Genomic DNA, 12,543 nt, shown 5'->3' on the forward strand with positions numbered 1-12,543 from the left:
GCCCATTTGTTCAAGCAGCAGGCACATTTCCGAGCGGATGTCTTGCAGACTGTCAACCGGGGGCACCGGGAAATAGCCGCCCTTCACCGACGGGCGGTGGCCCATATTGCCGCCTTCCATCTTATCGCCGGTGGCCCAGGCGGCTTCGTTGGAGTCGATCTTGACGAAGCAGCCCGACATGTCCACATTCCAGCGGACCTGGTCGAAAATGAAAAACTCGGGTTCCGGACCGAAATAGGCGGTATCGCCGATGCCCGATGCTTTCAGATAAGCCTCGGCTTTTTTGGCGATGGAGCGCGGATCGCGGTCGTAGGGTTTGCCGTCACCGGGTTCGAGCACATCGCAGCTCAGCAGCAGCGTGGTTTCTTCGTAGAACGGGTCGATATTGGCGGTGTTCGGGTCGGGCATGAGCAGCATGTCCGAGGCTTCGATGCCCTTCCAGCCAGCGATGGACGAGCCGTCGAAGGCGTGGCCATCGGAGAACTTGCCTTCATCGAAATGCGAGACAGGCACCGTGACGTGCTGCTCTTTGCCGCGGGTGTCGGTGAAACGGAAATCCACGAATTTGACATCGTGCTCTTTCACCAGGCCCATCACGTCGGCGACTGTTTTGCTCATAAAAATCTCCTGTCAGGTTGAAATGCGTTGGGGGTGGTCATCGGCCGTGCTGAAGACGCCACTTGACATCGTTTGCTGCAATGCTCCGCGCAGTGCAGGGAATCTAGCAGAAAGCATGCCCAGATCGTTTGAAACCCAGCTCCTCCCACCAAGAGAAAAGACGGGGTTTGCAGACGGCGAAAAATGCACCAAAAACGTGCCGAAAACTCTCATGCACTTTTTCGGTGCGATTCAGCTTATTTTGGTGCATCTTCCCAACTGCCTTCCGGGAGGTGGGCTCGCAAATAGTTGAAAGCCTCACTTACGGCCGCCGAGTCGCCCTTGACGCCGAGTTCAATGTGCCGCCCCCAAACCGGGTGATCCACGCTAGGGAGGCTGAAAACCTTGATGCCCGCAAACCGCTGCTCGATGTCTTCCATCAAGGGCGTGAGGTCGGACTCCATTGCGTGGCGCACAATCACGGCCCGTTCAACCTGATGACCCTGGCCGTGCAGATGCGCCAGCGGACCATCCAGCGCCCATTCGAGCATCGGCCACGCCATGACCGGAAAGCCCGGGACGAAGTAGTGCTGCCGGATGGAAAAGCCCGGAATGCGGTTGTAAGGGTTGGGAATGATGGCGCTGCCCTGCGGAAACATGCCCATGTTCAAGCGCTGCTGGTTGGCGGGGCTGTCCACATCGCCCAGCCCGGCTTCGATGACCCGCTGCTGAATCAGCGCCTTGGCCTCGGGGTGTAACTCCAGCGGCAGGCCCAGCGCGGCTGCGGCGCTCTGCCGGGTGTGATCGTCTGGCGTGGCACCGATGCCGCCGCAGCTCAGCGCCACATCGCCGCGCCGGAAACTGGCGGCAAATGCCTCGGTCAGCTGGGCGGGATCGTCACCCAGATAGCTCACCCAATCCAACCGCATCTCTCGCGCCTTGAGCAGAGCCAGGATCTGAGGGAAATGTTTGTCCTGCCGCTTTCCCGACAGGATTTCGTCGCCGATGATGTAAAGCCCCAGTCCCATGCTTGTGCTCTGAATTGAAAATTCAAGCATAGCGGGACGCCGTCGCTTTCGCGCCACCAAGCGCCCCAAAAAAATCATACTCTGGCGCTTTCCGTGCGATTGCGGGGTGACGCTTCAGCACACTCCGCCTTTATGCTGAGTTACCTCGTTTTTAATGGACGCTCATGCTGCTTCACCACACTTTCGAGACCACCGCCGCCGAGTTTTCCGAACATCGGGCCATCGTGCGCGAAGGCGTGACGACCCGCTATGGCGAATTGGCCGACCAGGTGGAGGGCATCGCCGCGGCACTGCGAGCTCATGGGGTGCAGCGCGGTGAGCGGGTGGCGCTGTTTCTCGACAACTGCGTGGAAATGATCGCGGCCATGTACGCCGTGCTCAAGATCGGTGCGGTGTTCATGCCGGTCAACACCCTCACCAAGGCCGACAAGCTGGCCTATATCCTCAACGATTCCGAAGCCTGCGCTCTGTTCACCCAGCAGGAACTGGCCGAAACCAGCCGCGCGGCCCTGGCGCTGAACCCCAGCGTGCGTCATTGCTACATGCTCACGGCCTACGCGCAGGGCAAGCCGGACCTCGGCACGCCCGATCCGCGTGAGTGCGCCTTTCCTGCCGCCCTTCCCGGTGCGGCCTGCTCGCCCACGCAACCCGATCTGATCGACCAGGATCTGGCCGCCATCATTTACACCTCGGGATCCACCGGCGATGCCAAAGGGGTGATGCTCACGCATCTCAACATGCTCACCGCGCTGCGCTCGGTGCGCGGCTACCTTGGGCTGCGGCAGGACGACATCATCGTCTGCGCCCTGCCGCTGGCCTTCGACTACGGGCTGTATCAGGTTCTCATGGCCTTCAGCCTGGGCGCCACCGTGCCGCTGGAGCGCTCGTTCACCTTTCCGGTCAAGGTGCTGGCCAATATGGCGCGGGAGCGGGTGACGGTGTTCCCCGGCGTGCCCACCATGTTCACCCTGCTGACCAACCTCAAGGCGCTGCATGAGTTCGACCTCTCGGCGCTGCGGCTGATCACCAATACCGCGGCGGCCTTGCCGCAAACGCAAATTGCGCAGATTCGCGCGCTGTTTCCGCAGGCCACGCTGTTTTCCATGTACGGGCTGACCGAGTGCAAGCGGGTGACCTACCTGCCGCCGGAACAGCTCGATGTGCGCCCCGGCAGCGTCGGGCGCGGCATGCCCAATGAAGAAGTCTGGCTGGCGGACGACGAAGGCCGTCGCCTGCCCAACGGCAGCACCGGCGAGCTGGTCATCCGCGGCAGCCATGTGATGCGCGGCTACTGGCGCAAACCCGAGCAAACCGCGCAGCGCCTGCGGCCGGGGCCGATTCCTGGCGAAATGGTGCTGTATTCGGGCGACCTGTTTCGCACCGACGAAGAAGGCTGGCTGTATTTCGTGGCGCGTCGCGACGACATCATCAAAAGCCGGGGCGAAAAAGTCAGCCCGCGTGAAGTTGAAAACGTGCTGCATTCGCTCGATGGCGTGTTTGAGGCCGCCGTCATCGGCGTGGACGACGCGCTGCTCGGCCAAGCGGTCAAGGCCTTTGTGGTCTGCAAGCCGGGCTACACACTCACCGAGCGCGAAGTGATCAAGCACTGCCTGGCGCACATCGAAAACTTCATGGCCCCCAAATACGTTGAATTTGTCGATGCCCTGCCCCGCACCGACACTGGAAAAATCAAAAAAACCGGCTTGCGCTGAGCCTGCTCCTTCTGCTTTCCTTCCTCATCTTTGCTCTTACCGAGGCTTCATTCCCATGTCTGACATTCAGAAAAGAATTCGCGACTACATCGACAGCAACTTTTTGCTCGGCGCGCGCGACACCAGCTATAGCGACACCGACTCGCTGCTCGATCTGCACATTCTCGACTCTACCGGCGTGCTCGAACTCATCCTCTTCCTCGAAGAGAACTGGGGCATTCAGGTGGCCGACATCGAAATGGTGCCCGACAACCTCGACAGCGTGGCCGCCATCGCCGCCTATGTGCAACGCAAGCAGGCGGCCTGAAAAATGACCCGCCCTGCGCTGACCTCCGACGTTCTCGCCATCGACTGCGAGGCTGAAACCGTCCGCATCGCCGACTTTTTGCTCCACACCCTGCGCGGCTTCAACAAGCGCGGCGTGGTGCTGGGCCTATCCGGCGGCGTCGACAGCTCGGTGTGCGCGGCTCTGGCGGTGCGCGCCCTCGGGCCGCAGCGGGTGTTCGGCCTGCTCATGCCCGAGCGAGATTCGTCGGACAGCAGCGCCAGTCTGGGCGGGCTGGTCGCACAGCAGCTCGGCATCGAATACACGGTGGAAAACATCGCCCCGGCGTTAGAGGCCATCGGCTGCTATCGCTGGCGCGACGATGCCGTGCGCGCGGTGCTGCCTGGCTACGACGCGCAATGGAAGATCAAGCTCGCCATCTCCGGCGGGCTGGCTGGTGGCATCAACCATTTCAAGATCATCGCCCAGGCGCCTGACGGGCAAATGCATGAGGCACGGTTGCCGCTGCGCGAATATCTGCAGATCGTCGCCGCCACCAACCACAAGCAGCGACTGCGCAAAACCCTCGAATATTTCCACGCCGACCGCCTGAACTATGCGGTCATCGGCACCCCCAACCGGCTCGAATACGACCAGGGCTTTTTTGTGAAAAACGGCGATGGCTCCGCCGATCTCAAACCCATCGCCCACCTCTACAAAACTCAGGTCTACGCCCTGGCGCGGCATCTCGGCCTGCCGGATGCCGTGTGCAACGCCGCCCCGACCACCGACACCTACAGCCTGCCGCAGGGCCAGGACGAGTTTTATTTCGCCCTGCCCTGGCACCAAATGGACCTGGCCCTCTGGGCCCGCAATCACGGCTACAGCGCCGCGGAACTGGCCGAGACACTGGCCATTACAGAGGCCCGAGCCGCTGCCGTGCTCAGCGACATCGACGCCAAGCGGCGCACCACCCGCTACCTGCACGCGCGGCCCGCGCTGATCGAGCCCGTTTTTCATCCTTCTCAGGAGAGCGTTTCTTGAATCTCGACGCCGCATCACCGCCCGCACAAACCGCCCCCGATCTGCAAGCCCTTGGGCCGGACGCGCAGGCCGTGTTCGAACAGCGCCTGGCTCGGCTCACTCAGGCCCTCGACATCCTGCCCGACAAGCCGGAAGAGACGCCCGCCTCCGCCCTGCGTGCCCTCTGGCTGCTGGCCGCCGGACGCCCGATGTCTCTGCACGCTGCGGCAGAAACGCCCCTGGTCGCGCTGAGCGCCGCGCAGCTCGAAGCGCTCGACGGGCTGATCGAGCGCCGCGTGGCTGGAGAGCCCATCGCCTATCTCACCGGATGGCAGCGCTTCATGGGGCTCGAACTGCGGGCCTCGCCCGAAGCCCTCATTCCGCGCGCCGAAAGCGAACTGCTCGGCCAGATCGCAGCACAAAAACTGCGTTCGATGGCCGAGGCTACGGCAACGCCCCCTATCGTGATCGATGTGTGTTGCGGCTCGGGCAATCTCGCCCTGGCGCTTGCGCACGCCGTACCGCAGGCGCAGGTGCATGGCGCCGACATTTCCCAAACCGCCATCGACCTGGCCCGCGCCAACACCCAAAATCTCGATCTGGGCCAGCGCGTCAGTCTGCATACCGGCGACCTGCTCGCGCCGTTCGGCGCCGAGTTTCAGGGCAAGGTAGACCTGGTGGTCTCGTTGCCGCCCTACATCTCCACCGCCAAGATGGACACCATGCCGCACGAAATCGTCGGACATGAACCCCATCTCGCCTTCGACGGCGGGCCGTTCGGCGTGCGCATTCTCATGCGGCTGATCCGCGAAGCCCCTCCTCTGCTGCGCCCCGGCGGCTGGCTGGGCATGGAAGTCGGCCTCGGCCAGGGCCCGGCGATGATGCAACTGCTGGAAAAGCATCCGGCTTACGACCGGGTCGAAACCGTTTGCGATGCGCAGGGCGCAGTGCGCGCCGTGCTGGCGCGAGCGGCGGGCTCAACGGTTGATTGATCCGTCGGCTGAAACATTTTGCGGTGTCGCGGCCATGCTCGACGCGCCACTGCGCGGGCGCCCAACAGGTGAGCTACAAACAACAAGGGCAGCAGGCCGCCGGCCAGCAAGTGAGCCACCGCGCTCCAAGCAGCAAGGTTTTCACCTCCGGCGTAATACAGGCCCAGCCCGCTAAGGCTTAGCAAGCCAAAGGCCGCCAGCAGAAGCAGACCGCTGCGCACATTCTCCCGCCTGACCCATCCGGTCCGAATATGGACGGCCCACACCGCCCCGACGAGGCCGAGTATCGAAAGAAAACTCAGCGCATGGCCCGCAGCCACCCAGGTACGCAAACCGCTGGGCAAAGACCAGGGCATGTCCCAATCCAGGCGCATTTTCAGCGCGCCGGGCGTCAGCAACAAGCCCGTCGTCAGCAGTGCGAACAAGGTCGCATACAAGACCGATAGGAAATGACGCGGATAAGTTTTCAAGCGGCTGCATCCTGTACTGAAGCCGTTTCAGGCTGAAGAATGCGGCCATCCAAGCGCGCCACCAATGCTTGCCGCCGCGCCGGGGCCGAGAGCGCCGCCACTTTGGTCAGCGCATCGGCCCGCCAGCAAGTCTCGGCTTGCACCGTCCAAACCCGAGGCGCCGCTGCGTCCCAGTTGCCGTCACCGGGGTGCAAGACACAGCCGGGAAAGTTCTGCTGCGCTGATGGCGCGTGCCCCACCATCGAACTGGCCACAGCCGCGTTGCGCAGCGATCCTGATCGGTACACGGCGCCGCTGGCCAGGCGTATCCCCAAAGGCACGGCGTGGGGGCCAAAAGCCCGCAAATCACCGCCAGCGTTCACCACGGCCTGCTCGATGCCTGCGCGCTGCAAACTCTGGATGGCGAGATCCACCGCATAGCCTTTGGCGATGCCATCGAGCGTCAGCAGTACGGGGCGACGCAACCCCACGCGCCGTCCGGGCCACATCACCAGCGCATCGCTGCCGATGGCTGCTTCAAGCGTGGCAAAGCCATGATCGGGCAGCACGCCACGCTCGACCAGGCGCGCGCCCAAGGTGATGTCGAAGTGGCCTTCGCTGGCCAGCCACAAGGCACGCGCCTTGCGCAGCACATCCCAGGTCCAGGCATCGACGGGCTGAGGCGTATGGTGCGCATGCAGATTGATGCGGCTCAGCACGCTGCCTGGCGCATGAAAACTCATGCGTTGCTGTACCCGGGCGATATGCAAAAAAGCGCTTTTCACGGCCCGCTCTACCCGAGCCGGTCGCCCAGTGGCCTGAATCTCCACCCAGGTTCCCAGCAAGGGCCGAAGCCTGCGCACGGTGATGGATTCGTCTTTCATGTGCCCGCCTGCAGCGCAACTTGTTGCAACACCAGAAGGCGTTTGACTCCGTTCATCACATTGCGGCAAGACAGCGTGGCACCGCTGATATTGGGCACGTCCTTGTCGAGCTTGAACGGGTCGGCCAGCGTTTTGCCTTCCAGCGTCTTTCGCCAACTGGACTGGCGGATCTGATCGCCGTGGGTCTCGCGGTAGATCAGGACCTCGATCCCGCGCACACGCCCCTGTGGCAAGAGCGCGGCCGCGTAGTGAATGAATTCATGCTTGCCCACCACATCATCGACGATGAACCAGCCGAGCAACTTGCCCGCTCGCTCTGCTCGCCAGACCTCCTGCTTGTCCCAGCGCTGCTTCAAGCCGGAGCGCGCCTCGATCGCGGATTTTTGCTCCGCACTCAACTGCACCGGCGCCGCGATGAATCGATCGGCCTCGGGGAATAGCGATTTCTGTGCCTGCTCAACTGTCAGATATTCGGTGGCTCCGACCGGCGCAGCGACCAACGCGGCCAGAGGCATCAATAAATAGGGGTGCCATCCTTGCATGCCTGTTCCTTTCAAAAATGATTCAGGCCTCAGAAGTTGTAGCCAACCTTGAGCCGGATTTCACGCCGCTCATGATCGGCAAGATGCACACCCGTAGCGTTGTTATCCGACTCGTTGGAGCCGCCGATCTGCTGGGCCCAGGTCAGCGTGGCCCACCAAGCCTTACCGCCGTAATGAATGGACGGGCCGGCGAAGAAATCCCAGTGATCGAATTCCCAGGACTGATTCGCGGGTTTGAGAATCTCGGCATCGACCCAGCCTTCGGCGCCAATGAACCAGTTCGGTGCAAAGCGATACGACAGGCCCGTTCGCAGCCGCGGGGCCACCGCATACTCCGTGCCGCCACCAGCGCTGGGCCGCCACGACTCGGCTTCCAGCTCCAGATTGGTGATCCACTGCAACTGGCCGTCGAGATAGGGCCGCTGCAAAATGAGCTTGGTCTCCACCTCATAGCCCTGCCCCTTTTCGCCGGTAATCGGGTCAACGCTGTCGTAGGTCACTTCGCCATACAGCGCAACGCCCAAATCATCCTTGTAGGGGGAGAGCAGCATTTTTTTCAGTTCCAGCGAGAACCCGCTGGACTGCGTCCGGTGGAGACTGCCGGTGATTTCTCCGTCCGCTACCGGCCCGGCGCAGCCTATCGTGCCGCAGTTGTAGCTGTGACGATAGCCGTTGAGGTAGATCGCACCACTCAGGCTGTTGGTGATGCCATATTCGTATTCGGCGCGCAGATACTGTGCCGAATAGCTACCGCGCCGTTTGCCGCTGTGATCAGTGATCCAGAAATAGGCCTCTGCAGTTCCTGCAGGCAGCGTTTCCGCCCCCGCGGTGTAGCCCAGAAGATTCTCGTCGGCCGAAGCGGCGCCCGACGTTGCTGCGAACATCAATCCGACGATCACAGACCGATAGATGGGTTTGATTGCTTTCAAGACACGCTCCGTTATTGATAACGGTTCGCATTCTTGTTTTTATTTCTTTGTGTGTCAAGCGTGTCGGTATGTTTCAGAAAAATGAGCAGCCTGTTCCGAGGCAGATTGGCAAAGTCGCGGGAAAAGGTGGCTTTGTCGGGCTGTCTTCCCACGCAGCGGTGGGATGCGGAGCCGGAATCCATTGCGCCTAACTTGCCGTCATCCAGGTCTTCTCCTGGCGTGTATTTCTGACGTCCGGTGCTTTTTCGGTAAAGGAGTACCCAAGCAGTATTAGCTACGTCTAATACGGCTTCTTAAACGGCAATCAGGGGAATTTCAGGACAGTGCCTGATCTTGCAGCGCCGCTTCGCGCTCCTGCAAGGCGCGCCACTGTACTTTGCCAGTCCCCGACTTGGGCAGCGTGTCGACGAACTCGACAATGCGCGGGCTTTTGTAGGCGGCCATGTGCGCGTGCGACCAATCGACAATGTTTTGTTCGCTCACGCGGCCGCGCGCCTCGGGCTTCAGCACGACATAAGCCTTCACCGTCTCGCCGCGGTGGGCATCTTTCGCTGCCACCACACAGGCCTCGGCAATATCCGGGTGCTGGTACATCAGCATCTCGACCTCAGCCGGCCACACTTTGAAGCCCGACGCATTGATCATGCGCTTGAGCCTGTCGACCATGAAGAAATAGCCCTCTTCGTCCACCCGCCCGAGGTCGCCGGTGCGCAGGAAGCGTTTGCCGTCGATTGTCATGAACGCATCTTCGGTCGCCCTGTCTTGCTTCCAGTAGCCCCGCATCACCTGCGGCCCATGCACGATGATTTCGCCGACCTCGCCCTGCGGTAGTTCCTGCAGGGTTTGGGGGTCGATGATGCGGGCGTCCACGTCGAAAATCGGGATGCCAAGGCATTGCTTCTTTGGTCGATGCAGCGGATTCACATGGGTCGGCGCCATGGTTTCCGTCATGCCATAGCCTTCGATATACGTAATGCCGCACAGTTCCTGCAACTTCTGCGCCACTGCTTCAGGCATGGCTGCGCCACCGCCGCTCATATTCCAGACGCTGGAAAGGTCGTACTCGGCAATGCGCGGGTTCATCAGAAAATCGACCACCATGGCCGCAATCGCCTGCCAGGTGCCCACCTTGTAGCGCTGCACGCATTCGGCCGCAGCCTCGCGGTCCCAGCGCGGCAGCAGCACCAGGGTGTTGCCGTTGTAGAGCGAGCCATTCATGCCGCCCTGCATGCCGGTGACGTGAAAGAAGGGCAGCACTGCAATCCCCACCGAGTCCTTCGGTATGCGCAACCAATCCACACCACCGGCCACCGTGCTCATCACACTGCGATGGGTGTGCATGCAGCCCTTGGGTTTGCCCGTCGTGCCGGATGTGTAGGGCATGACGCAGAGGTCATCCGGGCTGGTGTTGAGCGGCGCTGGAACGCGCTGTCGCTCCAGCATGTCGGCCCAAAGCGTCACTCCTGGTTCAGAGACATTTTCACGTGGAGCTGAGGCAAATGGCGGCACGGTAATGCTCGGTGCGCTGGAGATGTAGTCGCTGTAAGCGGCGACGATGATCTGGCTCAGGCCCTTGCCCAGCAGCGGCCGCATTTGCGCAAATAATTCCTGGCCGACGAAGGCCACAGTCGAACCGCTGTCCTCAACATAGTGGGCCAGTTCCTGCGTCAGATTCATCGGATTGACCGGTACAACCACCGCACCAGCACGCAGAATTCCGTAGTAGGCCAGCACGAATTGCGGACTGTTCTGCATATCGAGCAACACGCGGTCGCCTTTCACGACGCCGCAGTCCTGCTGCAGGAAACCGGCAATCCACTCGGCCTGACGCTTGAACTCGCCGAAGCTCAAGGCCTTGTCGTAAAAGATCAGATAGGGCTTGTCGGGATATCTCGCCGCCGACACTTCGGCGTTGTAAAAAAGGTTGGTGTTTGGAATGGTGAGGTGATGTGGCAATCCCTTGGGCCAGACATCAAAGTGGCGAGTGTTCATGACTTGTCTCCGGGATGATTCGAGTTAGGGTCGACTTGCAAAGTCTGCAGGAACCGCTCAATCGCCGCATTGACCGACGCCGCATGTGTCAGGTTGCTGGCATGCCCGGCCCCGGCGATGATGTCCAGGCGTGAGCCTGCCAGGCGTTTCTGCATATCCACAGCACGGTCCAGCGTGATGGCGATATCGGCATCGCCGTGAATGACCAGCGCGGGAATTCGGATGTCTGCCAGCTTTGCAGAAATATCGTCTCGGTTGACAAGGGCCTGAAAAGAAGCCAGCAGTTTGTTCGGCGTCCAGGTGCGCCATTTGGCTTTCCACACCGCTGCTTGTGGCGCACCAGCCCCAAGGATGATGTCAGCGATGGTGTCGGCAATGGCGTCGGGCAATCCCTGTGCGGTCCAGATGTCGATCATCTGCTTGTAGCCCGGCGTCTTACTTGGGTCTTCCTGTTGCGCCTGGGTGTCAATCAAAATAAGCCCGCGCACCAGCTCGGGGTGGGTGAGCGCCAGGCGCAAGGACAAGTAGCCGCCTTGGCTCATGCCGGCAAACACGGCGCGCTTGATCCCCAGATGCTGCATCAGCGCGGCAAGATCATTGGCCGAGTCGTAGTAGCTGAACGGGGCGATGCGGTCAGTTGCGGTTTGGCCATGGCCGCGTTCATCCCAACAGACACAGCGATAGTGCTGGCGAAAATATTCAACTTGCGGATCGAACATCGTCGCATCCATCAACAAGCCATGCGAGAACACGAGGGCGGGGCCGCTGCCGCCGCTGTCCTCGTAATGAATGCGCTGGTTATTGACTTTGGCAAATGGCATTTTGATCTCCAGTTGCGCCTGTTATTAAAGCCGCTGATTGCTGGCGCTCGTCACCTTGTGGGCAATTCGCGCTTGGGCCGATAGCGTTCCAGTTCCAGTCGCGCGATCTGGTCGCGATGCACCTCGTCCGGGCCATCGGCAAAGCGCAAGGTGCGGGCGTTGGCATAGGCGTAGGCCAGACCGAAGTCGTCGCTCACGCCCCCGCCGCCATGGACCTGCATGGCCCAGTCGATCACCTGGCAGGCCATATTGGGGGCGACCACCTTGATCATGGCGATGTCCTTGCGCGCGGCTTTGTTGCCTTGGCGGTCCATCTTGTCCGCTGCGTTGAACACCAGAAGCCGGGCCTGATCGATGAGAATGCGGGCGTTGGCGATGCGCTCGCGTGTCACGCCCTGATCGGCAACTGGGCGGCCAAAGGCAGTGCGGGTGACGGCGCGTTGGCACATGGACTCCAGCGCCCGCTCCGCCAGGCCGATGAGGCGCATGCAGTGATGGATGCGCCCTGGCCCAAGCCGCCCCTGCGCAATCTCGAACCCCCTGCCCTCGCCCAGCAGCATATTGGCGGCGGGCACGCGCACATCGGTGAACGTAATTTCGGCATGCCCATGCGGTGCGTCGTCGTAGCCGAACACCGGCAGATGACGCAGCACCTGCACGCCGGGCGTGTCCATCGGCACCAGAATCATCGATTGCTGCCGATAGCGGTCCGGGTTGTCGGCATCGGTCTTGCCCATGAAGATGAGAACCTCGCAGCGCGGGTCGTTGGCACCCGACGTCCACCATTTGCGGCCGTTGATGACGTAGTGCTCGCCCTCGCGGCGGATACTGGCCTGAATATTGGTGGCATCGCTCGAGGCGACAGCGGGTTCGGTCATGGCAAAGCCAGAGCGGATGTCGCCGCGCAGCAAAGGCTCCAGCCACTGCATCTTTTGCTGCGGTGTGCCGTAGCGCTCCAGCACTTCCATATTGCCTGTATCGGGCGCCGAGCAGTTGAACGCCTCGGGGGCGATGTGCGAGCGGCCCATGATTTCGCACAATGGGGCGTATTCCAAATTGCTCAAACCGGCGCCACGCTCGGATTCGGGCAGAAACAAATTCCACAAACCGGCCTTGCGCGCCTCGGCCTTGAGCTCCTCGATCACCCGCGTGGGCTGCCAGGCGTTTCCGGCCTTGCGGTTAGCCTCGACTTCAGCCGCGAAGCGCGCTTCATTGGGATAGATGTGCGCATCCATGAAGGCGCTTACGCGATCTTGCAGAGCGCGGACTTTTTCGCTGTGATTGAAGTCCATTCGGATTCCTCGATGGT

At 61.6% G+C, this 12,543-nt stretch carries 13 protein-coding genes; 4 read left to right on the plus strand and 9 right to left on the minus strand.

The window, feature by feature from the left end; translation table 11 throughout:
- Positions 1–618, minus strand: a 618-nt coding sequence (locus tag ABT24_RS03025) for a glutamine synthetase beta-grasp domain-containing protein (protein ID WP_286737330.1), incomplete at its 3' end; no start/stop codon positions are given.
- Positions 619–854: 236 nt separating this feature from the next.
- A complete protein-coding gene (locus tag ABT24_RS03030) occupies positions 855–1,625 on the minus strand; it encodes a competence/damage-inducible protein A (RefSeq protein WP_276728390.1) in 771 nt (256 codons plus the stop codon).
- Between the two features lie 164 nt (positions 1,626–1,789).
- On the opposite strand from ABT24_RS03030, the gene ABT24_RS03035 reads away from it, so the two are divergent.
- The 4 genes from ABT24_RS03035 to prmC are packed head-to-tail and all read left to right on the plus strand — an operon-like array spanning position 1,790 to position 5,617.
- Entirely contained in the window at positions 1,790–3,337 is a 1,548-nt protein-coding gene (locus ABT24_RS03035; protein WP_276728395.1) for a class I adenylate-forming enzyme family protein, read from the plus strand.
- 55 nt (positions 3,338–3,392) lie between these two features.
- Positions 3,393–3,644, plus strand: a complete 252-nt coding sequence (locus ABT24_RS03040) for an acyl carrier protein (protein ID WP_276709803.1) — start codon at positions 3,393–3,395, stop codon at positions 3,642–3,644.
- Between the two features lie 3 nt (positions 3,645–3,647).
- Entirely contained in the window at positions 3,648–4,646 is a 999-nt protein-coding gene (gene nadE, locus ABT24_RS03045; RefSeq protein WP_276728399.1) for an NAD(+) synthase, read from the plus strand.
- Positions 4,643–5,617, plus strand: a complete 975-nt coding sequence (prmC, locus tag ABT24_RS03050; RefSeq protein ID WP_276728402.1) for a peptide chain release factor N(5)-glutamine methyltransferase — start codon at positions 4,643–4,645, stop codon at positions 5,615–5,617. The genes nadE and prmC overlap by 4 nt, the downstream gene beginning before the upstream one ends.
- Here the strand turns inward: prmC and ABT24_RS03055 are convergent.
- From ABT24_RS03055 to ABT24_RS03085, 7 genes are all read right to left on the minus strand, one after another.
- Complete coding sequence (locus tag ABT24_RS03055) at positions 5,533–6,087, minus strand: hypothetical protein (RefSeq protein WP_276728405.1); 555 nt, start codon at positions 6,085–6,087, stop codon at positions 5,533–5,535. The two genes, prmC and ABT24_RS03055, sit on opposite strands and share 85 nt — an antisense overlap.
- Positions 6,084–6,950: an FAD:protein FMN transferase gene (locus tag ABT24_RS03060; protein WP_276728409.1), complete on the minus strand. Its 867-nt coding sequence runs from the start codon at positions 6,948–6,950 to the stop codon at positions 6,084–6,086. Before ABT24_RS03060 ends, ABT24_RS03055 begins: the two co-directional genes overlap by 4 nt.
- A complete protein-coding gene (locus tag ABT24_RS03065) occupies positions 6,947–7,507 on the minus strand; it encodes an FMN-binding protein (RefSeq protein ID WP_276728411.1) in 561 nt (186 codons plus the stop codon). Before ABT24_RS03065 ends, ABT24_RS03060 begins: the two co-directional genes overlap by 4 nt.
- Before the next feature lie 14 nt (positions 7,508–7,521).
- Positions 7,522–8,421 (minus strand): DUF6662 family protein, encoded by a 900-nt coding sequence (locus ABT24_RS03070; RefSeq protein WP_276728413.1) that lies wholly within the window; start codon positions 8,419–8,421, stop codon positions 7,522–7,524.
- A gap of 315 nt (positions 8,422–8,736) precedes the next feature.
- The gene (locus ABT24_RS03075) at positions 8,737–10,413 is read right to left on the minus strand and encodes a long-chain fatty acid--CoA ligase (protein ID WP_276728415.1); all 1,677 of its coding nucleotides are present in this window, start codon (positions 10,411–10,413) and stop codon (positions 8,737–8,739) included.
- Positions 10,410–11,234 (minus strand): alpha/beta fold hydrolase, encoded by an 825-nt coding sequence (locus ABT24_RS03080; RefSeq protein WP_276728417.1) that lies wholly within the window; start codon positions 11,232–11,234, stop codon positions 10,410–10,412. Before ABT24_RS03080 ends, ABT24_RS03075 begins: the two co-directional genes overlap by 4 nt.
- A gap of 50 nt (positions 11,235–11,284) precedes the next feature.
- Positions 11,285–12,526 (minus strand): acyl-CoA dehydrogenase family protein, encoded by a 1,242-nt coding sequence (locus ABT24_RS03085; RefSeq protein ID WP_276728420.1) that lies wholly within the window; start codon positions 12,524–12,526, stop codon positions 11,285–11,287.
- Positions 12,527–12,543 lie beyond the last annotated feature (17 nt).

Source organism: Thiomonas sp. SCN 64-16 (assembly GCF_001725585.1).
GTDB classification, from domain to species: Bacteria; Pseudomonadota; Gammaproteobacteria; order Burkholderiales; family Burkholderiaceae_C; genus Thiomonas; species Thiomonas arsenitoxydans.

Coding starts and splice junctions, on each gene's coding strand:
- ABT24_RS03060 (WP_276728409.1), bottom strand. CDS start 6,950: ATGAAAGACGAATCCATCACCGTGCGCAGGCTTCGGCCCTTGCTGGGA.
- ABT24_RS03075 (WP_276728415.1), bottom strand. CDS start 10,413: ATGAACACTCGCCACTTTGATGTCTGGCCCAAGGGATTGCCACATCAC.
- ABT24_RS03035 (WP_276728395.1), top strand. CDS start 1,790: ATGCTGCTTCACCACACTTTCGAGACCACCGCCGCCGAGTTTTCCGAA.
- ABT24_RS03030 (WP_276728390.1), bottom strand. CDS start 1,625: ATGGGACTGGGGCTTTACATCATCGGCGACGAAATCCTGTCGGGAAAG.
- ABT24_RS03080 (WP_276728417.1), bottom strand. CDS start 11,234: ATGCCATTTGCCAAAGTCAATAACCAGCGCATTCATTACGAGGACAGC.
- ABT24_RS03085 (WP_276728420.1), bottom strand. CDS start 12,526: ATGGACTTCAATCACAGCGAAAAAGTCCGCGCTCTGCAAGATCGCGTA.
- nadE (WP_276728399.1), top strand. CDS start 3,648: ATGACCCGCCCTGCGCTGACCTCCGACGTTCTCGCCATCGACTGCGAG.
- ABT24_RS03040 (WP_276709803.1), top strand. CDS start 3,393: ATGTCTGACATTCAGAAAAGAATTCGCGACTACATCGACAGCAACTTT.